The organism is Thioclava sp. ISO4 (genome assembly GCF_058105145.1).
Genome location: NZ_CM176571.1, coordinates 3,177,318 through 3,197,761 on the forward strand (window position 1 = coordinate 3,177,318; position 20,444 = coordinate 3,197,761).

Sequence of the window (20,444 nt, forward strand, 5' to 3'; positions counted from 1 at the left end):
TTACCTCAATGAGAGCGAGGCCAAGGAGATCACGGCCTTGCCATTGAAACGCAATCCAAGGGAGATCTCTGATGATCCGCACCTTCACGACGCTCGCTGTCCTTCTCGCCGCCCCCGCCGCCGTCGCGCAGTCGATGGAACTGACCCCGGCGGAGAGCCGCGCGGCCACGATCGGCAGCTCTGACACCTTCACCGGCACCGCCCTCGTCGCCCCCGTCTTCGGCCCCGACATGGGCGATGTGAGCGCGGGCGAAGTGACCTTCCTTCCCGGCGCGCGCTCGGCCTGGCACACCCATCCGGCGGGGCAGAAGCTCGTCGTGACGGCAGGCTCCGGCTGGGTGCAGGAACGCGGCCAGCCCAAGCAACTGATGCAGGCGGGCGACGTGATCTGGTGCCCGCCCGGCATCGAGCATTGGCATGGCGCGACCGACACGACCCATGTGACGCATTTCGCGATCCAGCAGGTGGTGGATGGCTCCGCCGTGACCTGGGGCGAGAAGGTGAGCGACGCGGATTATCTGGAGTGACGTCGCCTGATCCACGGCTGAATAATCCGTGGACGTCATGAACCACGCGCATATATCGTGAGGGAGACCCGCCCGATGGCGACACCAACATTCAGCGAGGCCTCCCTCATGCTGCGCGAAAATATCAACGATCTGATCGCCTTGGCCGCCGTCGCCGAAGAGCGCAGCTTCACCAAGGCCGCAGCGCGGCTCAACGTGTCGCAATCGGCGCTGAGCCACACGATCAAGGCGCTGGAGCAACGGCTGGGCCTGCGGCTGCTGACGCGCACGACGCGATCCGTTGCGCCGACGCTGGAGGGCGAGGATCTTCTGGCCACGCTCAACCCCTGTTTCGAGATGATCGAGGCGCGACTGCGCGCGCTCGATGACGCGCAGGACGAGCCCACGGGCACCGTGCGCATCGTCTCCACCGATTACGCGATCGAGACCGTTCTTTGGCCGAAGCTCTCGCCGCTTCTCAAGCAATACCCCTCGATCAATGTCGAACTGGTGATGGATTACGGCTTCACCGATCTGGCCTCGGCGCAATGCGATGCCGGGGTGCGCTATGGCGACAGCGTGAGCGAGGGGATGATCGCCACAAGGATCGGCCCGGACGAACGGATGCTCTGCGTCGGCGCGCCGTCCTATTTCGAGACGGCTGGCGTGCCCCAGACCCCGCATGATCTGAGCGAGCATAATTGCATCAACCTGCGGCTGGCGACGCATGGCGCGCTTTATGCTTGGGAATTCGAGGATGCCGAGGGCCACGAAATCCGGGTGAAGGTCTCCGGTCAGGCCTGCTTCAATACAATCGGCCTTGTCCAGCATGCAGCGATAGACGGGCACGGGCTGGCGCTGGTGCCGGATCGGCTCGCCGCGCCCCATCTGGAAAGCGGCGCCCTGCAAGCCTGCCTCGAGGAATATTGCCCCTATTTCCCGGGATTTCACCTTTATTACCCCAGCCGCCAACGCCCTTCTTCGGCCTTCGGCGCCGTGCTGGAAACCCTGCGCGAGCGGAGTTGAACGGCTCCCTATTATCACGCTCGGGTGAATGAACGTGCGCATTCATGCTTGTCACTCATGAGTGCTATAAAAATTCCGCCGATTATCCTGTGGCCCAGCTGGCCCTAGATTGCAGGACATGAACCGAAGCCGTGCTCTTGAAAAATGAGGGGCGCGGCGCACTCCAATGCAAGGAGCCAGGCATGATCCTGAACGAAACCCTTACCCTCCCCAATGGCGTCGAGATCCCGAAACTGGGCCTTGGCACCTGGATGATCGACGATGACAAGGTGGCCGATGCGGTGAAGGCCGCCGTCGAGATGGGCTATCGCCACATCGACACCGCGCAGGCCTATGGCAACGAGCGCGGCGTCGGCGAAGGCATCCGCAATTGCGGCGTTCCGCGCGACGAGATCTTCCTGACCACGAAGCTCGACGCAGGCATCAAGAACTATGCCGATGCGAAAGCCGCCATCGACGGCTCGCTCGAAACCCTCGGGCTCGACCAGATCGACCTGATGATCATTCACAGCCCGAAACCCTGGACCGAGTTCCACGGTGACGATGGCTACTTCGAGGGCAACCTCGAAGCGTGGCGCGCGCTGGAAGAGGCCTATGAGGCGGGCAAGCTGCGTGCAATCGGCGTGTCGAACTTCGAGAAGGCGGATCTCGACAACCTGCTCGACAACGCGAAGGTCAAGCCGATGATCGACCAGATCCTCGCGCACGTGTCGAACACGCCCTTTGAGCTGATCGACTACATCCAGAGCCACGGCATGGTCGCCGAGGCCTATTCACCGATCGGTCACGGCCAGATCCTCGACAATGCCGAGATCAAGGCGATGGCCGAGAAATACGGCGTCAGCGTTCCGCAGCTGTCGATCCGCTACGTGCTGCAACTGGGCATGGTCGCGCTGCCGAAGACCGCCAACCCCGATCACATGCGCTCCAATGCGGCGCTCGATTTCGAGATTTCCGACGCCGATATGGAGGCGCTGAAATCGGTCGAGGAGATCAAGGATTACGGCGAAGCGAGCATGTTCCCCGTCTATGGCGGGCAGCTCTGAGCCAGACCATCGCACCGCCGGGCCTATCCCGGCGATGCCTCTCAAGCCTTTCGATGAATCTCGCTCATGAGTGACTTGGCTTGATGCGGCATTAACCGGAACGCCGCCTACCCCATCTCTGAAGGACAAGATCAACCCGACAGGAGAGATGATATGAAAACCCGTTTTGCAGCTTCCGCCTTTGCTCTGATCGCGTCCTCGGCCTCCGGCGAGGCGCTCGATCGCACCGTCCCCGACGCCGTTGGCCGCGCGGCCCCCGCGCTCGAGGCCTATTCCAGCAATGACCTTCTCGGCTCGGTCTGGACCGGCGAGCAGCTGTCGATGCGGGACCGCTCGCTCGTGACCTTCGCAGCGCTGATGACCCGCCACGAGACCGGAAACCTCGAGCGTTTCGTCGAACTCGCGCTCGATAGCGGCGTGACGCCTGCCGAACTGTCGGAAACCGTCACCCATCTCGCCTTCTACACCGGCTGGGGCAATGCCACCGCCGCGGCCGAGGCCATGGCCCCGGTCTACGAGGCGCGCGGGATCGCCGCCGACAGCCTTCCCGGCACAGAGGTCGACCTGCTGCCGCTCGATGAGGAGGCCGAGGAATCGCGAGAGAGCTTCGTGCGCGGCACCTATGGCGATGTCTCGATGGGCGTGGTCGATAATACGCGTGAGCTTCTGTTCCGCGACCTCTGGCTGCGTCCCGATCTCGCGCCGCGCGACCGCTCGATGGTCACCGTCGCGGCCCTGATCGCGGCGGGCCAGCCCGAGCAGATGACCTTCCACCTCAACCGTGCGATGGATAACGGGCTGACGCAGGAGGAAGCGGGCGCGATGCTCTCGCATCTGGCCTTCTACGCGGGCTGGCCCAAGGTCTTCTCGGCGCTGCCGGTGGCCAAGGACGTCTTCGAGAACCGCGCCGAATAAAGGACCCTGCCATGAAGATCGCCATTCTCGGATCGGGACTGATGGGCGCCAAGCTCGGACGGATCTGGGCGCAATGCGGCCACGAGCTGCGCTTCGCCTATTCGCGCAGTCCGGCCAAGCTGGAGCGGCTCGCCGCCGAGACCGGCGGGCGCGCGACGAGCGTCTCCGAGGCGGTCGCGGATGCGGATGCGATCCTGCTCGCCGTGCATTGGGGCCGGATCGAGGATGTGCTGGCTCAGGCCGGTGACATGGCGGGTCAGGTGGTGCTCAACTGCTGCGTCCCGCTCGATGCGAGCAATAGCGATCTCGTGCTCGGCCCCAAGACCTCCGGGGCCGAGCAACTCGCCACCATGCGTCCGCAAGCGCGTTGGGTGGCCGCATTCAACACTTCTCCCTCCGAGAGCTTCGCCCCGGTCTTCGCCCGCAAGGGACAGGCCGACCCGCCGCAGCTTCTGATCTACGGCGATGACGCCGGCGCGAAGGCCGTCGCGCGCGGGCTGATCGAAGATATCGGTTTTGCGCCGGTTGATGCGGGCGGGCTGCGCACCGGGCGCTTCGTCGAACCCTTTGCAATGGTCACCGCCGAGCTGGCCTATGGGCAACCCGGCGGTCCCGCCCTGACCTACCGTTTCGAAAAACTGCGCGGCTAAGCCCGCGCGCCCCTACCCAAGAAAGGAGTTTTCCCATGAAAATCATTCGTTCCGGCACCAACGCCTCGATGCAGGGCCCCGAAGACTGGTTCACCGGCACCGTCCGCGTCGACCCGCTGTTTCAGGCCGAAGAGCCCGGCCGCACCTCGGGCAGCCATGTCACCTTCGAGCCCGGCGCACGCACCGCATGGCACACCCACCCGGCGGGCCAGACCCTGATCGTCACCTTCGGGCGCGGTCGCGTCCAGCGCGAAGGCGGCCCCGTCGAAGAGATCAGCCAGGGCGATGTCGTGTGGTTCCCGGCAGGCGAAAAGCACTGGCACGGCGCCTCGTCCGAGACCGCGATGAGCCATATCGCGGTGCAGGAAAGCATCGACGGCTCGCCCGTCACCTGGCTCGAGAAAGTCGCCGACGAAGACTATAACGGCTGACCTTGAGGGCCGGGCCTGCGCGGCTCGGCCTTCTCTTTCGTCTTCCCAAGATTTTTCCAAGCACGAGGCCCACCATGCCCCGGCCGCATATCACTTGCCATATGATCACGACCCTCGACGGACGGTTGAAGACCGAAGGGTGGCCCTATTCCGAAGACGAATTGCTGACGATCTACGATGCGGTCGGCAGCCGTCTGGAGGGGCAAGGCTGGATCATCGGCCGCGCCTCGCTCGAAGGCTGGGTGCCGCATGTCGAACCGATGCTCGACCCCGCGCCGACCCCGCGCCCCGATCGACTGGCGGATCTGGCGGGACGCACCCTCGGCGTCGTATTCGACCGCAAGGGGCGGCTCTTGCCGGATACGGACGAACTCGAGGGCGACCATCTGGCGATCGTGCTCTCCGAGCGTGTCGCGCAGGCGCATGTCGAGCGGCTGATAGAGCGTGGCATCTCGGTCGTGTTCGGCGGCCCCGACGGGGACGACATCGAGGGCGCGCTGACCCGCATCGCCGAGGGGTTTGGGATCGACCGGCTGCTGCTGGAAGGCGGCGGCACGCTGAACGGCACTTTCCTCGCCAAGGGGCTGATCGACGCGACCAGCACCCTGATCCTGCCGGTGATCGACGGCAATAGCGGCGCGCCTGCGATCTACGAACAGGGCACCGGCCCCGCGCAATCGCTGGAGCTGGTGCAGACCGAGACGCTGGAGAACGGTGTCGTCTGGCTCCGCCACCGCGTGAGCAAGGACAGCTGAGATGCCCGTCACTCCGAAAGCCCCGCTCGCCATCGTGGCGCTTGCGACCATGCTATCACTCGTCGTCTTCACCCTGCCGCTGACCACGCTCGAGGCGATGACCGCCGCGCTCGGGCTTGGCCCCGCGCAGCAGGCGTGGATCATGTCGGGGATGCCGCTTGGGGCGGCCTGCGGGCTTCTGATCGCCGGGGCCTTCGGAGATACGCTGGGGCGCAGGCGGACTTTCGTGGGCGGGCTGTGGCTCACCGCGCTCGCTTCCGTTGCCGCCGCACTCGCGCCGACCGGTTTGTTCCTGATCGTCGCGCGTGTCGTGCAGGGGCTCGGCAGCGCCGGTATCATGGCCTGCGGCCTCGGGCTTCTGGGCCAGATCTACGAGGGCGAGCCACGCCGCCGCGCCGCCGCGATCTGGGCCGCGGGCCTTGGCGCGGGCGTGGCGCTGGGGCCGATCCTTGCCGCTGCGCTGCTGCCGATTGGCGGCTGGCCCGCAGGGCATTGGGCGATCGCGCTTGCGGCGACCACCCTTGCGCTGAGCGCCTCGGCCCGCCTGCCCGAGAGCCCGCGCAGCCCGCATAAGGTCGACCTCACGGGCGGCCTTTTACTGATGCTCGGCCTCGGCTGCCTGCTCTCGGCCCTGACCGAGCTGCGGCTGGGCGCCTTCGCCGTGGTGGGCTTGCTCGTGTTGGGCGCGCTGGCCTTTCTGACCCTTTTCCTGCGCACCGAACGCCGGGACCCGAACCCGATCCTGCGGCTCGACCTCTTCGCCCATGCGCCCTTCACCGGCGCGACCCTCGCGGCGTTTGCCTCGGGCGCGGGCGTGCTCGCGCTGATGTCTCTGGTGCCGATCGTGCTGGTGCGCGGCATGGGCCAGACACCGCTCACGGCCGCTTTCGTCCTGCTCGCATGGTCGGCCCTGACCGTGATCGCCGCGCTCAACGCGCATCGCTTGCCCGCGCGCTGGACCTCGCGCCAGCGCGTGATCGGCGGGATCGTCGGCTGCGGGCTCGGGCAGGCCCTAATGCTGCTCGCGACACCTGCGGCGAGTTGGGCGATCCTCGTGCCGGGGCTGCTGATCGCCGGGGTTGCGAACGGTATCCTGAACGCCGCGCTGGGCCATGAGGCGGTGCAATCCGTGCCGCCCGAGCGCGCCGCGATGGGCTCGGCGGCCAACAATACCGCGCGCTATCTCGGCTCCGCCCTCGGGATCGCCTTGATCTCGGTGCTGATTGCCGGACGCGATGGCGAGCGGTTCTTCGCAGGCTGGCATGAGGCGGTGGTGATGACCGTTCTGTTCAGCGCCTTGGGCGTGCTGTTCATGCTCGGCGCACCAAGGCTTGGAAAACAGCGCGCCGGTTGATGGCGCGAACCCGTCGCAAAACACCGACCTCGCCTGACCCGGCTTGACGGGCGGCTCGGAGGGTGTCACCTCTTTGCACGAAGCGACAGGGGCGCTCGGGCAACCGGGCTGAGACGAACCCTTAGAACCTGAACCGGATAATGCCGGCGGAGGGAGGCGCGTGAGACGGTCAGGCGCGTTCCCGCCTTTTGCCCCCTCGCACTCCTCTTGCTGCCCGCAGCCAAGGAGAGTGCGATGGAAGACCCCGGACAATATCTCGCAAAGATGCGGCAGACCGCGCCGCTCGTTCACAACATCACCAATTACGTCGCGATGAACGTGATGGCGAATGTGCTGCTGGCCTCGGGCGCTTCGCCCGCGATGGTCCATGCGCGCGAGGAGGCCGCCGAGTTCGCCGGTCTCGCGCAGGCGCTCAGCATCAATATCGGCACGGTGTCGCCCGCTTGGGCCGAGGCGATGGAGGCGGCGGCCACGGTCGCGCGCGCGCAGGGCATCCCGTGGGTGCTCGATCCGGTCGCGGTCGGCGCGACGGATTATCGGCGCGCGCTTGGTGCGCACCTCGTGGACCTGCGCCCGACGGTGATCCGCGGCAACGCCTCGGAGATCCTTGCGCTTGCGGGGGAGGCCGGCGCGGGGAAAGGGGCGGATTCCACCGAGAGCGTCGAGACCGCGGAAAGCGCCGCGCGGGCCTTGGCCCGTGTGAGCGGCGCCGTAGTGGCGGTGACCGGCGCGGTGGATTTCGTGACTGACGGCACGCAGGCCGCGCGGATTGCGAATGGCCATGCGATGATGCCCCGCGTGACCGCTTTGGGCTGTTCGCTCACCGGTGTCGTCGCCGCCTTTCTGGCAGGCCAGCCCCGGTTCGAGGCGGTCGTCGCGGCGCTCGCCTATTTCGGGCTCGCCGGGGAGCGCGCGGGCGCGACCGCCCAAGGTCCGGGCAGCTTTCAGGTCGCCTTCCTCGATGCGCTCCATGCGATTGACGCCGAGGCGCTGAGCGCCGGCGCGCGGATCGACCCCGCATGATCCCGCCCATCTGTTTCGTCACCGACCCGGACGCCCCGCAGCCCGTGATCGCGCAGGCTATCGCGGCGGCTGAGGGCGGCGCGGGCTGGGTGCAGCTGCGCGACAAGACGCTCCCTGATGCGGAATTCGCAGCGCTCGCCCGGACGCTGATCGCGGCGCTTGCGCCCCACGATGTCCCGCTGATCGTGAATGACCGGGTCGCGGTGGCCATCGAGATCGGCGCCGCCGGGCTGCATATCGGCCAGAGCGATGGCGATCCGGTCGCGATCCGCCGCCGGATCGGGCCCGAGATGCTCCTTGGCCTCTCGATCGAGACCGAGGCGCAGATCGGCGCCGTGCCTGCCGGCGTCGATTATCTCGGCGTCGGCCCGATCCATGCGACCGGCTCGAAGCCCGACCACGCCGCCCCGATCGGCCATGCGGGCTTTGCCGCGATCGTCGCACGCACGGACCTCCCCTGTCTCGCGATCGGCGGGATCACCGCCACCGATGCGCCCGCGATCCGCGCGGCCGGCGGTGCCGGTCTTGCCGTGATTTCCGCCATCTCGCGCGCGCCTGACATGGCGCGCGCCACCCGAACCCTGCGCAGCGCATGGAGCGACCTATGATCCCGAATATTCTCACCATCGCTGGCTCCGACCCATCGGGCGGGGCGGGCATTCAGGCCGATATCAAGGCGATCTCCGCCAATGGCGGCTATGCGATGAGCGTGATCACCGCGCTGACTGCGCAGAATACGCGCGGCGTGCAGGCGGTCAGCCTGTGTGATACCGGGCTGATCGCGGCTCAGATGACGTCGCTGCGCGACGACATCCGGATCGACGCGATCAAGATCGGGATGCTCGGCGATGCCGCAATCATCGAGACCGTGGCCGAGGGGCTGACAGGGCTCGAGTGTCCGGTGGTGCTCGACCCGGTGATGGTCGCGAAAGGCGGGGATCGGCTGCTGGCAGAGGAGGCGGTGACTGCGCTGCGCAGCCTGCTGCCGCGCGCCGATCTGATCACGCCGAACCTGCCCGAGGCCGCTGATCTCCTGGGCTGCGCCGAGGCGACGACGCTTGACGAGATGCGCGAACAGGCCCATGCGCTGCGCGCGCTCGGGCCGCGCGCGGTGCTGCTGAAGGGCGGGCATCTGCAGGGCGAACAAAGCCCAGACCTGCTGGTCACCGCGCGCGACGAAGTTTGGCTGAATGCGCCACGCATCGCGACGCGCAACACGCATGGCACCGGCTGCACCCTGTCCTCGGCGCTGGCGACGTGGCTCGGCGCGGGTCTGCCGCTCGCGGAGGCCACGCAGCGCGCGAAAACCTATCTGAGCGCCGCGATTGCCGGGGCGGATCGGCTGTCCGTCGGCTCGGGCCACGGGCCGGTGCACCACTTCCACGCCATTCAGGAGGCAGCGCAATGAGCTTCACCCAAGACCTCGCGCAGGCGACCGCGCCGCTGCGCCGCCAGATCCACGACATGCCCTTTAATCGCGAACTGGCGGAGGGCCGCCTCGATCGGGAGATATTCCAAGGCTACATCATTCAGGACGCCCATTACCTCGAAGGCTTCGCCCGTGCGCTCGCACTGGCCGCCGCGAAGGCTCCCGATGCGCCGACCGTCGCGCAGCTCTCAGGTTCGGCGGCAGGCGCGATCGCGGTCGAGCGGGAATTGCATGCGCATTACATGGGGCTGTTCGGCGTCGCGGCCGACGATTTCGCGGATATCGAGCCCTCAGCCGCCTGCGATCACTACGTGTCCTTCCTGCTGCGCAGTGCGACGACCGGCGATTTCCCCGAAGCGGTGGCGGCGCTACTCCCCTGCTTCTGGATTTACCGCGACATCGGTCGGGAAATTGCGCAGGTCAGCGGGGACGCGAACCCCTATGCCGCCTGGATCGCGACCTATTCGGGCGAGGCGTTCGATCAGAGCGTGGAACGGATGCTGGCGCTGACTGACAGTCTGGGCGCGAAGGCCGATGAGGCCGACCGCCAGCGGATGCACCGGGCTTTCGCGCGCAGCTGCTGGCATGAATGGCGGTTCTGGGACAGCGCTTACCACCGCGAAAGCTGGCGGCGGCCTGCGACTTGACCCCTGCCCCGGGCGGCCAGCCGTCTCGGCTGGTCGCTCAAAGACATCAGGTCGCGCCCATCGCCTCGCCACCCGCCTCGCGCAGCCTGCCCATCTGTCATCTAAAACCCTTGCTACTGACTGACCGGTCAGTTACTTTCTACCCATGACAGATCCCGACTCGCCCGAGCCCAAATTTCGCCGTCGCGCAGAGGCGCGGCCTGACGAGGTGCTCGACGCGGCGCTCTCGCTCTTCGATGAAAAGGGTTACGCCCATACGTCGGTGGCGCAGATCGCCAAGACGGCGGGTCTCTCCAAGGGGGCCGTCTATCTCTATTTCCCGTCGAAGCAGGCGATCCTCGAAGGTTTGGTGCGCCGGGCGGTTTCTCCGATCGCCACGCGGGCGCAAGCGCTTGTCGAACCGACCTCGGACGACGCGCGCGCCACCCTGCGCGCGCTGTTCTCTCTGATCGCGACCTCGCTGGGAGATCCGAAAGTGCTGGCGGTCCCGAAGGTCGTGATCCGCGAGGCCGTCGTCGCGCCCGAGATCGCCGCGATGTATCGGCGCGAGGTGTTCGACCACGTCCTGCCCGCGGCGACCGAAATCATCCGACAGGGCATCGCCTCGGGCCAACTGCGCCCGGTCGATCCCGAACTGACCCTGCGCTCGATCATCGGCCCGATCGTCGTCCATCTCCTGCTTGCGGAGATCTTCGACATCGTGCCGGAGGACGGGCTCTCCCTCGATCAGCTGATCGAGAACCACCTCGACATTCTATTCCACGGCGTTTTCCTGTCACCGGAGGGTTCGACCGATGCTTGATACCATTGTTGCGTGGATCAGCGCCCTGCTCACCGCGATCATTCCCGGCTATGGGGACGCCCCGGTGCCGCATTACTCGGGCTATGTGGAGGGCGAATACGTCTATGTCGCCCCCTCGGTCACCGGACGCATCAAGACGCTTGCGGCGATCGAAGGCGACAGCGTGAAGGCCGATCAGTTCCTCTTCGACATGGACTCGACGAAACAGCAGGCGGCGCTGCGGGCGGCCGAGGCCAAGATCGGCACCGCCAACGCCAATCTCAACAACCTCGAAACCGGGTCGCGCGACCCCGAGATCGACGTGATCAAAGCCTCGCTGGAGCAAGCCATCGCCCATCGCAATCTCGCGGAATCCGCGCTCAATCGGACCGAGGATCTGTTCGCCCGCGAGATCGTCGCGCAGGCCAAGGTGGATGTCGACCGCGCCGCGCTGGAAGAAGCCGAGGCGCAGGTGGCCCAGCTCAAGGCCCAGCTCGAAGTGGCGGCCCTGCCCGCGCGCAGCGCGCAGGTTCTCGCAGCCCAGAAGACGCTCGAGGCGGCACAGGCCGATGCCGATCTCGCCCGCTCGCAGCTCGATGACATGACGGTCACCGCCCCCGTGGCCGGTCGGATCGAGACGGTCTATTACAAGGCCGGTGAAGTGGCCGCAGCCGGGGCGCCCGTGCTGTCGATCCTGCCCCCGAATGCGCTCAAGGTCCTGTTCTTCCTGCCCGAGACCGAGCGCGCGGATTTCGCCATTGGCGATCAGCTGGAGATGGAATGCGACGGCTGCGATCCGGGCATCAAGGTAACGATCAGCAAGATGGCCTCCGAGCCGCAATACACACCCCCGATCATCTATTCGCGCGAAGAACGCTCGCGGCTCGTGTTCCGGGCCGAGGCGCGCATCCCGGCGGGCGCGTCGCTCCTGCCGGGCCAACCGGTCAGCCTGAGGCGGGTGAAATGAGCACGACAGCCGCCGACAGCGCGAGCGCCCGGAGCGAGCCCGCGATCGTCGTGAAAGGGCTCACGAAGATCTTCAACGGCAAGAAGGTGGTGAACGCGGTCGATATGTCGGTGCCCAAAGGCGCGATCTACGGCTTCATCGGCCCCAACGGCTCGGGCAAGACCACCACGATCCGGATGATGTGCGCCCTGCTCACCCCCGATGGCGGCGAAGGTCATACCCTTGGCTACGACATCCACAAGGAGGCGCGCGCGATCAAGGAAAACGTCGGCTACATGACGCAGAAGTTCTCGCTCTATGGCGATCTGACGATCCGCGAGAACCTCGACTTCATGGCGCGGATGTATCGGGTGAAGAACCGCAAGAAGGTGGTGGACGAGACCCTGCGGACGCTTGGCCTCGAAGGGCGCGGCAAGCAACTGGCGGGCACTCTGTCGGGGGGCTGGAAACAGCGTCTGGCACTGGCCGCCTGCATGCAGCACAAACCCGCGCTCCTGCTTCTCGACGAACCCACCGCCGGGGTCGACCCGAAGGCGCGGCGCGACTTCTGGGACGAGATCCGCCAGCTCAGCAAACAGGGCGTCACGGTGCTGGTCTCGACGCATTACATGGATGAGGCCGTGCAATGCGATTACATCGCCTATATCGCCTATGGGAAGAAGCTGATCGACGGCCCCGCGACCGAGATCCCGCATCAGGTCGGCCTGACGACATGGCGGGTCTCCGGCCCCGACTTGATCCAGCTCGAAGAAGAGCTACGCGCCGATCCGCGGGTCGAGCAGGTTGCGCGTTTCGGCGCCCAGCTTCATGTCTCCTCGACCGACAGCGCCGGGCTCGACGCGGTCGTCGCTGAAAAGAGCGGAGAGAACGACGCGCGCAAATGGGAGAAGAAAGAGGCCGAGCTTGAAGAGGTCTTCATCTATCTGATGGCGACGGCTGCCGACAATTTCGGTGTCAACGGAGGCCCCTCCGCATGAGCTGGTTCTCTCTGTCGCGTTTCGGAGCGGTGCTCTACAAGGAATTCATCCAGATGCGGCGCGACCGGATGACCTTCGCGATGATGATCGGCATCCCGATCCTGCAGCTGGTGATGTTCGGCTACATCATCAATTCCGACCCGCACCACCTACCGACCCTGATCGAGATGGCCGATGAAAGCCCGGTGGCACGTGCGGTGCTGTCGGGTATGGAGACCTCGGATTATTTCAAATTCGAGGGCATCGTGACCAGCGCCGAGGAAGGCGATCAGGCGCTTCGCGACGGCACGGCGAATTTCGTCGTGGTCATTCCGCCCAATTTCGAGCGCGACATCGTGCGGGGCCTGTCGCCAAAGCTGCTCGTCAGCGCCGACGCGTCCGATCCGACGGCTGTGGGCACCGCTGTCGGCGCGCTGTCGGGGATCATCGACACTGCGGTGAAGCAGACCTTCCAGGGCCCCCTCGCCCCGGTCGCAGGCCAGCCTCCGCCCTTCTCGGTCGTGGTGCACAAGCAATTCAATCCGGCGAGCAAGACCTCGCTGAACATCGTGCCCGGCCTGATCGCCGTGATCCTCGCGATGACGATGGTGCTGATCACCGCGATCGCGATCGTGCGCGAGACAGAGCGCGGCACGATGGAAACCCTGATCGCCACGCCTGTCCGGCCGCTCGAGGTGATGCTGGGCAAGATCCTGCCCTATGTCGTGATCGGCTACATCCAGACCGTCGTGTTCCTGATCGCCGGGAAGCTTCTGTTCGGGGTGCCGTTCCTCGGATCGGGTCTGGCCTTCTTCATCGGCTTCAACCTCTATATCGTGGTGAACCTCGCCCTCGGCTTCCTGATCTCGACCCTCGTGCGCACCCAGATGCAGGCGATGCAGGCGAGCTTCATGACGATCCTGCCCACCATCCTGCTGTCGGGCTTCATGTTCCCCTACGCAGGCATGCCCGGCTGGGCGCAGGTGATCGGCTCGGCGATCCCCGCCACGCATTTCCTGCGCATCGTGCGCAAGGTGATGCTCAAAGGCGCCCATCTGGCCGACATCACCGGCGACTTGCGGGCGATCGCTATCATCGGCGTGGTGATCATGCTGATCTCGATGCTGCGATACCGACAGACGCTGGATTGAGCCCACTCGGCACGGCTTTCGGATCAGATCGGATCGGGTCACGCTCTCTCTCGGCACCTCATCCCAGCAAAAAGGGGCGCGCCGCGCTGCGACCGCCCCTTTGAATTGCAGGTCGCGCGCCTCGCGGGGCGCGCGGATTTTTCAGTCGAAGCTCGGGTAGATACCCTGCATGGCGATGCAATAGACGAGCCCCAGCGTCGGCTGGTCGTTCTCATGCGGCTGGCTGCTTCCGGCGGGTGCGATCGCGCCGGGCTCGAAGCTGGTCGCCTCCTGGATCGGCGTGCCGGTATAGCCATTGGCCCCCGTCGAGATCCAGGTATCGCCCGCAGACGGCGCGGCGCTCGCATCCGCGCCTTCGGGAAACACCGAAAGCGAGTGCGAATGCGGCGGCAGATCGGCCTCGGTCAGCGTCACCGTATCGCTGCCCACATGCTGGCCGAGCGCGCGCGGGGTAAGCCCCGGCCCCGCGCCCTGTCCGGCAACGACGCTCAACGGCGAACCACTGCCTCCGTTGAGATTGGGCAGCCCGAAGGTCGTGCGCCCGTCCCCGCCATAGGTCGTCCCGATCAACGAGAAGACCGCCGTGTATTGCGAAATCGCGACAAGCTGGCCGTCACACGGCATCCAGCCCTGAGGGATGAAGTTGTAGGGAAATGGCATGACCGTGCAAAGAATGGGGTCCATATCCTGTCCTTTCCGAAAAGACCGGGCGCTTACGGGCGCGGCGGATAAATACCGTCATAGGCGATGCAGTAGTTCATCACCGTGGTGGGCATCATGTTCTGGTGCGGGTGGGACGCACCGCTAGACCCGATCGAGGCCGGATTCAGCGTTGCGGGCGCACCTCCAGGCTGGGCCGAGTAGCGCGTGACACCAGCGCCATCTGCGGTCGCGAACTCGACCTCCGGGCCGGGCACGGCGGTCGCGTTGGCCGCCGGGCTCTGGCTCGACGCCTGGATCGCGTGGGAATGCGACGGCATCTCCGCGACGCTCAGCGTGACCGTCTCCTCCCCGACCTTATCGCCGACCTTGTAGACCGACAGCCCCGGCGCGTGTCCCATGCCGAGCGGAATACGCCCGCGCAGATCCGGGACGCCGAAAGTCGTGACACCGTCGCCGCCATATTGGGTTCCGATAAGCGAGAACAGCATCTGATATTGGTTGATGGGCAACAACTGCCCCTGACAGCTGAGCCAGCCGCGCGGCGTGCGCGGGAAGGCAAACAGCGTGATTTGGCCGACAATGGGGTCCATGAATATTCCTCTCCGTTCCGGCGGATCCGTTGCGCCTTACGAGCGCTGCGGGAAGATGCCCTGGAGGGCGATGATGTAATTGACGCAAAGCGAGGGCTGCATGTTGGGATGCGCGATGCCGCCGCCCGTGTGACCGATATTGGTCTGCGCCAGCGCGACCGGCGCCTCTGCGCTGCCATAGAGATTGCCAGCGGGAATATTGCCCGAAGCGATCACCATGTCGTCGGGCGCAATCGGCGCACGTCCCGCGATCGCCAACTGCGAGGCCACGAAAGGGTGGCTGTGGCTGGGCATCGTGGCGTCCGTGAGCGTGACCGCCTCGCTCCCCGGCTTTTGCCCGCGCGTCTGCATCGTGGCACCGCGCGGGCTGCGCCCACGAAGATCCGGAAGGCCGAACGTGGTCCGCCCGTCGCCGCCGAACTCGGTCCCGAGAAGCGAGAAAAGCGCCGAATACTGCGCGATGCTCATCAACTGCCCATTACACAACGCCCAGCCTTGCGGCGCGAAATCGAAGGCTACGGGCATGATCATGCCCAGAAATGGTTCCATCGAAGTATTCCCTTAAATTCTCCTCTAAGGCGAGGCTATGGGCGAATATGTCCTGCGACAACTTACAACTATGTGTTGTTATGCCATATTGACAAATTACCGAAACGGGAGCTCGCGCTGCGCGCGAGAGAGCGCTGCGAATGGCGCCAACGCCTGCCCGGCCACTGCGCTCTTCGCGCCACAGCCCTCTCGACACCTTTCGGCAAGAGCCCGGCAATACGCGAGAAAGATTGACGAAAATTAATACGCGACATAGCGTCGCTGTCAGGGAGCAGAGACTCGCGCATTATTTTTTCAATTGCCCCACGGGGATTTTCAGACGATTTGCATTGATGCGTCCGAGCCGCGCTGCAATTTCAGTGGGGACGACAAGATATGTTCAGGGCATTGACGCTGAGCGGTCGCATTGCATGCGCCGTCAATCAGGCATCCAACCGGTTTTCTCGCATAACGCGAATTTCAACGCTTCGGATTTTCATTCTGCGACTTCTGGCGGGTGTGCTTCTGGCGAGCGCCGGGGCGAGCGCCTCTCTGGCCGCCTGCGGCACCGGCACGACGCTTTTATTGGATGGTGGGCAGGGGTCGTCAAAGACGCTCGACGTGAGCTCGGAATGCGGCGATGTCCGCTGGGGTTTGTTTGACGCCAGCGGCCTCAACGCGAACCTTTACCCGATTACGGCCCAACCCATCTCGGCTGGCAATAGCCCAACCCCTAAAACCTTTTCGGATCCGGCCTCAGGGGCGAAGATCACGATCACTCCCGGCCCCTCTTCAAGCGATCCGAGCCTCGGTGGCAATCTGGTGTTCAACACCTACTCTGTCACTCTGGACACGCCCCCGACGACCTATCCGGCCAGCGGAGTTCCGGTCACGCTCTATTACGCGTCGGGCGTCTCGTCAGGCGGAAACAGCACAACCGATACCACCTACACCGTCACCTTCACCTTTCCGAATCCCGCGACCGCGCCGGATGCGCCGACGAATGTCTCGGCCACGGCCGGCGATAGCAGCGCGCAGGTCAGCTTCTCCGCCCCGGCCTCGAATGGCGGCGACGCGAACACCAGCTATACCGCGACCGCCACGCCGGGCGGGTCGACCGGCACCAGCACGACCGCCTCCCCGATCACGGTGAACGGCCTGAGCAACGGCACCAGCTACACCTTCACCGTCACCGCGACGAATTCCGTCGGTACGAGCCCGGCTTCCAGCCCCTCGAACGCGGTAACGCCGAAGGCGGCGCAGACGATCACCTTCAACAACCCGGGCGCTCAGACCTACGGCACCTCGCCGACGCTGAGCGCAACAGCTTCGTCCGGCCTGACGGTCAGCTTCACGTCCTCCACGGCGGGCGTCTGCACGATCACCTCGAGCGGCACCCTGACTTTCATCTCGACCGGCACCTGCACGATCGACGCCGATCAGGCGGGCAATGGCGCCTATAACCCTGCCCCGACCGTCACGCAGAGTTTCGCCGTGAACGCGGTCGTGCCAGGCGCACCGACGATCGGCACCGCGACGGCGGGAGATGGGCAGGCCGAGGTCAGCTTCACCCCGCCCAGTTCCGACGGCGGCGCGACGATCACCGGATACACCGTGACCTCCACGCAGGGCGGGGTTACCGGAACCGGGACCGGCTCGCCGATCACGGTTACAGGCCTCACGAATGGCACCAGCTACAGCTTCACCGTCACCGCGACGAATTCCGTCGGAACGAGCCCGGCCTCCAGCCCCTCGAACGCGGTAACGCCGAAGGCGGCGCAGACGATCACCTTCAATAACCCGGGCGCGCAGACCTACGGCACCTCGCCGACGCTGAGCGCAACCGCCTCGTCCGGCCTGACGGTCAGCTTCTCGTCCTCCACGGCGGGCGTCTGCACGATCACTTCGAGCGGCGTGCTAACTTTCATCTCGACTGGCACCTGCTCGATCGATGCCGATCAGGGGGGCGATGGCACCTATAACGCCGCCCCGACCGTCACGCAAAGCTTCGCCGTGAACGCGGTCGTGCCAGGCGCACCGACGATCGGCACCGCGACGGCGGGAGATGGGCAGGCCGAGGTCAGCTTCACCGCGCCCGGTTCCGACGGCGGCGCGACGATCACCGGATACACCGTGACCTCCACGCAGGGCGGGGTTACCGGAACCGGGACCGGCTCGCCGATCACGGTTACAGGCCTCACGAATGGCACCAGCTACAGCTTCACCGTCACCGCGACCAACTCTGCGGGCACCGGCCCGGCCTCGACCGCGTCGAACAGCGTCTCGCCGCTGGCGGCGCCGACCGCGAATGCCGTGAACCTCACCGTAGGATATGACTCGACCGACAACGCGGTGCCGCTGAATTTCTCCGGCGGCGCGGCGACATCGGTCACGGTCGCCTCCGGGCCCAGCCACGGCGCGACCAAGGTGAGCGGCACCGCGATCAGCTATACGCCCACGGCGGGCTATCACGGCGCGGACAGCTTCACCTATACCGGCACGAACGCGACGGGCACCTCCGCCCCCGCGACGGTCACGATCACCGTCTCGGCGCCCACCTTCACCGTGACCTCGGGCGCGCTGTCGGATGGGCAGGTCGGCACGAGCTACTCGGCCACGCTGAGCGTCTCGGGCGGAACCGGGCCCTACAGCTTCGACCAGACCCCTGCGAGCGGCTCGCTACCGCCGGGGCTGTCGCTCTCAACCACCGGCACGCTCAGCGGCACGCCGACGGCCAATGGCAGCTACAGCTTCACCGTAAGCGGCCATGATGCCAGCACGCCGAATGCGAGTTTCCAAAGCGCCACGATCACCATCGCGATCCAGCGCGCCGCCCCCACGATCACCGCGATCAGCCCGGCACAGGGGTCCGCCAGCGGCGGCACCTCCGTCACGCTGACGGGGAGCGATTTCACCGGCGCGACGGCGGTCAGCTTCGGGGGGACGCCCGCGAGCGGCTTCACCGTCGATTCCGACAGCCAGATCACCGCGACCGCGCCTTCGGGCACGGGCACGGTGCATGTGAGCGTGACCGCGCCGGGCGGCACCTCGGCTGCCACCAGCGCGGATCAGTTCGCCTATCTGTCGAATGTCGCGACGCTCTCGGCGCTGAGCGTGAGCCAAGGCACTCTGAGCCCCGGGTTCAGTTCGGGCACGAGCGGCTATTCGGTGGACCTGCCCTATGGCACGGGCTCGATCACCGTCACGCCGACGGCCACGGATAGCGGCGCGAACCTCACCGTGAACGGCAATGCGACCGCCTCGGGCAGCGCCTCGGCGCCGGTCTCTCTGGCGACGGGCGCGAACACGATCACCGTGGCAGCCACCGCAGCCGATGGGATCGCGACGCAAAGCTACACGATCACCGCCACCGTGGCGCGCCAGACCGATACGATCACCTTTGCCCCGGTCAGCTCTCCGGTGCGGATCGGCAGCGCGCCTTTCGCAGCCACCGCGACGGCGAGCTCTGGCCTGACGGTGACGCTGAGCAACGCGACGCCATCGGTCTGCACGCTCAGCGGCGCTGTGGTCACGCCGATCGCGGCGGGTAGCTGCCAGATCACCGGCACGACCGCCGGTAATGCGAGCTACGCGCCGGGCAGCGCCACGCTGACGGTTCTGGTCGAGGTGGCCCCCGATCCGACACAGGATCCGGATGTGATCGGGATCGTGACCGCGCAGAACACGATGGCGATGCAATTCGCCCGCACGCAGATCGGCAACTTCTCCTCGCATCTCGAAGCGCTGCGCGACGGCAATGGCCTGCGCGACAGTTTCGGCGCGCGTCTGGGCTTTCCCAGCGTGACCCGCGCGCGCGGTTTGGCCGACCCGGTCGATCCGTTCGAGACCAAGACGGGCGGCACGCCCGCGCCGAGCAGAGGGGCTACGCGTGGCGCGGCTGCTGCGCCGACCCCATCCGTCTCGACCAGCGGCACCTCCGAGAACCTGTTCGGCCCGCAAACCGCGATCTGGACGGCGGGCACGCTGAACCTGACGAAGGACGGCGCAATCGACCTCCATAGCAACGGGCTCAGCGCGGGCCTCGACTACCAACCCAGCGCGGATGCGATCCTCGGGCTCGGGCTCGGCTATGGCAACGGGCGCTCGGATATCGGCAGCGATGGCTCGAAGACCAGCGGGCATAGCGTGAACGCGGTGGCCTACGGAACCTTCCGCACCGGCGAACGCGGCTTTGTCGATGTGCTGGCGGGCTATGGCACGCTGGGCTTCGACAGCCGCCGCGCGATCTCGGGCGGGCCGGATATGGCCTACGGTTCGCGCGATGGCTCTCAGGTCTTCGCACAGGTCCGCGCCGGGATGGAGTTCCGTCAGGATGACTGGATGCTCTCGCCCTATGCGGGGATGCAGGTGATCTCGGGGCATCTGAATGCCTTTACCGAGCGCACTGCGGACCCGGCCGATGCGCTGAGCTTCGACCGCCAAAGCTTCGGCTCGACCCAGCTCGACTTCGGCCTGCGCGGCGGCTTCACCCGAAAAACGAGCTTCGGGACGGTCTCGCCGAACTTCCGGCTGGAATATAACCGGGTGATGAACCGCGATATCGCCGCGGGGATGAGCTATGCGGATCTGGTGAACGGCTCGCAATATGTGCTGAACCTGCCGCAATCCGATCAGGACCTCCTGACGATCGGGCTGGGCACGAATATCGCCTTCGAGGGGGGCACGCAGCTCAGCATCGACCTGCGCAACACCTCGGGGTCGAACAGCCACAGCAACAGCATCTCACTGAGACTGTCCAAGCAGTTCTGACGCGGGAGACAGCCGAAAACCAAACGGGGCGAGGATATGCATCCTCGCCCCGTTCCTGTTTCAGCCTGACGTCCCGGGATCATTCATAGACCAGCTTGGGCAACCCATGCGCAGGCTTATGCTTTCGCCTGCGCACTCATTTGCTTTTTCTTGTGGAACCTCCCATAAAACGTCCACTCTCTCGAAAACGGACGCCGTAAGCCATTGATTTTAAATACCTCCGAACGCGTCTCAAAGCTGATCGGCGGCCAAATTG

General features: G+C 65.9%; 20 protein-coding genes and 1 riboswitch. Of the genes, 17 read left to right on the forward strand and 3 right to left on the reverse strand.

The window, feature by feature from the left end; genetic code table 11:
* Window positions 1-71 precede the first annotated feature (71 nt).
* From AC2TZ7_RS15560 to AC2TZ7_RS15635, 16 genes are all read left to right on the forward strand, one after another.
* On the forward strand, window positions 72-527 hold the full coding sequence (locus AC2TZ7_RS15560; RefSeq protein WP_098411435.1) for a (R)-mandelonitrile lyase: 456 nt from the start codon (window positions 72-74) through the stop codon (window positions 525-527).
* 75 nt (window positions 528-602) lie between these two features.
* Window positions 603-1,532: a LysR family transcriptional regulator gene (locus tag AC2TZ7_RS15565; RefSeq protein ID WP_489864923.1), complete on the forward strand. Its 930-nt coding sequence runs from the start codon at window positions 603-605 to the stop codon at window positions 1,530-1,532.
* 182 nt (window positions 1,533-1,714) lie between these two features.
* Window positions 1,715-2,578: an aldo/keto reductase gene (locus AC2TZ7_RS15570; protein WP_489864924.1), complete on the forward strand. Its 864-nt coding sequence runs from the start codon at window positions 1,715-1,717 to the stop codon at window positions 2,576-2,578.
* Between the two features lie 153 nt (window positions 2,579-2,731).
* The gene (locus tag AC2TZ7_RS15575; protein ID WP_489864925.1) at window positions 2,732-3,493 is read left to right on the forward strand and encodes a carboxymuconolactone decarboxylase family protein; all 762 of its coding nucleotides are present in this window, start codon (window positions 2,732-2,734) and stop codon (window positions 3,491-3,493) included.
* Between the two features lie 11 nt (window positions 3,494-3,504).
* Complete coding sequence (locus AC2TZ7_RS15580; protein WP_489864926.1) at window positions 3,505-4,143, forward strand: NADPH-dependent F420 reductase; 639 nt, start codon at window positions 3,505-3,507, stop codon at window positions 4,141-4,143.
* Between the two features lie 35 nt (window positions 4,144-4,178).
* Window positions 4,179-4,574, forward strand: a complete 396-nt coding sequence (locus tag AC2TZ7_RS15585; protein ID WP_078601764.1) for a (R)-mandelonitrile lyase — start codon at window positions 4,179-4,181, stop codon at window positions 4,572-4,574.
* A gap of 74 nt (window positions 4,575-4,648) precedes the next feature.
* Window positions 4,649-5,329, forward strand: coding sequence for a dihydrofolate reductase family protein (locus tag AC2TZ7_RS15590; RefSeq protein ID WP_489864927.1), 681 nt, complete (start codon window positions 4,649-4,651; stop codon window positions 5,327-5,329).
* 1 nt (window position 5,330) lies between these two features.
* Window positions 5,331-6,683 carry an MFS transporter gene (locus AC2TZ7_RS15595; protein WP_489864928.1) on the forward strand — a complete coding sequence of 451 codons (1,353 nt, stop codon included), beginning with the start codon at window positions 5,331-5,333 and terminating at the stop codon, window positions 6,681-6,683.
* Window positions 6,684-6,760: 77 nt separating this feature from the next.
* Window positions 6,761-6,855, forward strand: a riboswitch (TPP riboswitch).
* 62 nt (window positions 6,856-6,917) lie between these two features.
* Complete coding sequence (gene thiM / locus AC2TZ7_RS15600) at window positions 6,918-7,706, forward strand: hydroxyethylthiazole kinase (RefSeq protein WP_489864929.1); 789 nt, start codon at window positions 6,918-6,920, stop codon at window positions 7,704-7,706.
* Window positions 7,703-8,314, forward strand: a complete 612-nt coding sequence (thiE, locus tag AC2TZ7_RS15605) for a thiamine phosphate synthase (RefSeq protein WP_489864930.1) — start codon at window positions 7,703-7,705, stop codon at window positions 8,312-8,314. The genes thiM and thiE overlap by 4 nt, the downstream gene beginning before the upstream one ends.
* Window positions 8,311-9,114 (forward strand): bifunctional hydroxymethylpyrimidine kinase/phosphomethylpyrimidine kinase, encoded by an 804-nt coding sequence (gene thiD / locus AC2TZ7_RS15610; RefSeq protein ID WP_489864931.1) that lies wholly within the window; start codon window positions 8,311-8,313, stop codon window positions 9,112-9,114. Before thiE ends, thiD begins: the two co-directional genes overlap by 4 nt.
* Window positions 9,111-9,782, forward strand: a complete 672-nt coding sequence (gene tenA / locus AC2TZ7_RS15615) for a thiaminase II (RefSeq protein ID WP_489864932.1) — start codon at window positions 9,111-9,113, stop codon at window positions 9,780-9,782. The genes thiD and tenA overlap by 4 nt, the downstream gene beginning before the upstream one ends.
* Window positions 9,783-9,927: 145 nt before the next feature.
* Complete coding sequence (locus tag AC2TZ7_RS15620) at window positions 9,928-10,584, forward strand: TetR/AcrR family transcriptional regulator (protein ID WP_489864933.1); 657 nt, start codon at window positions 9,928-9,930, stop codon at window positions 10,582-10,584.
* Window positions 10,577-11,530 carry an HlyD family secretion protein gene (locus tag AC2TZ7_RS15625; protein ID WP_489864934.1) on the forward strand — a complete coding sequence of 318 codons (954 nt, stop codon included), beginning with the start codon at window positions 10,577-10,579 and terminating at the stop codon, window positions 11,528-11,530. The genes AC2TZ7_RS15620 and AC2TZ7_RS15625 overlap by 8 nt, the downstream gene beginning before the upstream one ends.
* Window positions 11,527-12,507, forward strand: a complete 981-nt coding sequence (locus tag AC2TZ7_RS15630) for an ABC transporter ATP-binding protein (RefSeq protein WP_489864935.1) — start codon at window positions 11,527-11,529, stop codon at window positions 12,505-12,507. Before AC2TZ7_RS15625 ends, AC2TZ7_RS15630 begins: the two co-directional genes overlap by 4 nt.
* Window positions 12,504-13,637 carry an ABC transporter permease gene (locus AC2TZ7_RS15635; protein ID WP_078523016.1) on the forward strand — a complete coding sequence of 378 codons (1,134 nt, stop codon included), beginning with the start codon at window positions 12,504-12,506 and terminating at the stop codon, window positions 13,635-13,637. The genes AC2TZ7_RS15630 and AC2TZ7_RS15635 overlap by 4 nt, the downstream gene beginning before the upstream one ends.
* 141 nt (window positions 13,638-13,778) lie before the next feature.
* On the opposite strand, the gene AC2TZ7_RS15640 is transcribed toward AC2TZ7_RS15635, so the two are convergent.
* Genes AC2TZ7_RS15640 through AC2TZ7_RS15650 form a run of 3 tightly spaced genes read right to left on the reverse strand, consistent with a single transcriptional unit; the run spans window position 13,779 to window position 15,439 of the window.
* Window positions 13,779-14,321, reverse strand: coding sequence for a phage tail protein (locus AC2TZ7_RS15640; protein WP_489864936.1), 543 nt, complete (start codon window positions 14,319-14,321; stop codon window positions 13,779-13,781).
* A 29-nt stretch (window positions 14,322-14,350) separates the two neighbouring features.
* Window positions 14,351-14,890: a phage tail protein gene (locus AC2TZ7_RS15645; protein ID WP_489864937.1), complete on the reverse strand. Its 540-nt coding sequence runs from the start codon at window positions 14,888-14,890 to the stop codon at window positions 14,351-14,353.
* A gap of 36 nt (window positions 14,891-14,926) precedes the next feature.
* On the reverse strand, window positions 14,927-15,439 hold the full coding sequence (locus AC2TZ7_RS15650; RefSeq protein ID WP_489864938.1) for a phage tail protein: 513 nt from the start codon (window positions 15,437-15,439) through the stop codon (window positions 14,927-14,929).
* 801 nt (window positions 15,440-16,240) lie between these two features.
* On the opposite strand from AC2TZ7_RS15650, the gene AC2TZ7_RS15655 reads away from it, so the two are divergent.
* A complete protein-coding gene (locus AC2TZ7_RS15655) occupies window positions 16,241-20,188 on the forward strand; it encodes an autotransporter domain-containing protein (RefSeq protein ID WP_489864939.1) in 3,948 nt (1,315 codons plus the stop codon).
* Window positions 20,189-20,444: the final 256 nt, after the last annotated feature.

What these genes read in the sequence shown, in the direction of transcription:
- AC2TZ7_RS15560 (WP_098411435.1), top strand. Translation starts at nt 72, where the DNA reads ATGATCCGCACCTTCACGACGCTCGCTGTCCTTCTCGCCGCCCCCGCC.
- AC2TZ7_RS15565 (WP_489864923.1), top strand. Translation starts at nt 603, where the DNA reads ATGGCGACACCAACATTCAGCGAGGCCTCCCTCATGCTGCGCGAAAAT.
- AC2TZ7_RS15570 (WP_489864924.1), top strand. Translation starts at nt 1,715, where the DNA reads ATGATCCTGAACGAAACCCTTACCCTCCCCAATGGCGTCGAGATCCCG.
- AC2TZ7_RS15575 (WP_489864925.1), top strand. Translation starts at nt 2,732, where the DNA reads ATGAAAACCCGTTTTGCAGCTTCCGCCTTTGCTCTGATCGCGTCCTCG.
- AC2TZ7_RS15580 (WP_489864926.1), top strand. Translation starts at nt 3,505, where the DNA reads ATGAAGATCGCCATTCTCGGATCGGGACTGATGGGCGCCAAGCTCGGA.
- AC2TZ7_RS15585 (WP_078601764.1), top strand. Translation starts at nt 4,179, where the DNA reads ATGAAAATCATTCGTTCCGGCACCAACGCCTCGATGCAGGGCCCCGAA.
- AC2TZ7_RS15590 (WP_489864927.1), top strand. Translation starts at nt 4,649, where the DNA reads ATGCCCCGGCCGCATATCACTTGCCATATGATCACGACCCTCGACGGA.
- AC2TZ7_RS15595 (WP_489864928.1), top strand. Translation starts at nt 5,331, where the DNA reads ATGCCCGTCACTCCGAAAGCCCCGCTCGCCATCGTGGCGCTTGCGACC.
- thiM (WP_489864929.1), top strand. Translation starts at nt 6,918, where the DNA reads ATGGAAGACCCCGGACAATATCTCGCAAAGATGCGGCAGACCGCGCCG.
- thiE (WP_489864930.1), top strand. Translation starts at nt 7,703, where the DNA reads ATGATCCCGCCCATCTGTTTCGTCACCGACCCGGACGCCCCGCAGCCC.
- thiD (WP_489864931.1), top strand. Translation starts at nt 8,311, where the DNA reads ATGATCCCGAATATTCTCACCATCGCTGGCTCCGACCCATCGGGCGGG.
- tenA (WP_489864932.1), top strand. Translation starts at nt 9,111, where the DNA reads ATGAGCTTCACCCAAGACCTCGCGCAGGCGACCGCGCCGCTGCGCCGC.
- AC2TZ7_RS15620 (WP_489864933.1), top strand. Translation starts at nt 9,928, where the DNA reads ATGACAGATCCCGACTCGCCCGAGCCCAAATTTCGCCGTCGCGCAGAG.
- AC2TZ7_RS15625 (WP_489864934.1), top strand. Translation starts at nt 10,577, where the DNA reads ATGCTTGATACCATTGTTGCGTGGATCAGCGCCCTGCTCACCGCGATC.
- AC2TZ7_RS15630 (WP_489864935.1), top strand. Translation starts at nt 11,527, where the DNA reads ATGAGCACGACAGCCGCCGACAGCGCGAGCGCCCGGAGCGAGCCCGCG.
- AC2TZ7_RS15635 (WP_078523016.1), top strand. Translation starts at nt 12,504, where the DNA reads ATGAGCTGGTTCTCTCTGTCGCGTTTCGGAGCGGTGCTCTACAAGGAA.
- AC2TZ7_RS15640 (WP_489864936.1), bottom strand. Translation starts at nt 14,321, where the DNA reads ATGGACCCCATTCTTTGCACGGTCATGCCATTTCCCTACAACTTCATC.
- AC2TZ7_RS15645 (WP_489864937.1), bottom strand. Translation starts at nt 14,890, where the DNA reads ATGGACCCCATTGTCGGCCAAATCACGCTGTTTGCCTTCCCGCGCACG.
- AC2TZ7_RS15650 (WP_489864938.1), bottom strand. Translation starts at nt 15,439, where the DNA reads ATGGAACCATTTCTGGGCATGATCATGCCCGTAGCCTTCGATTTCGCG.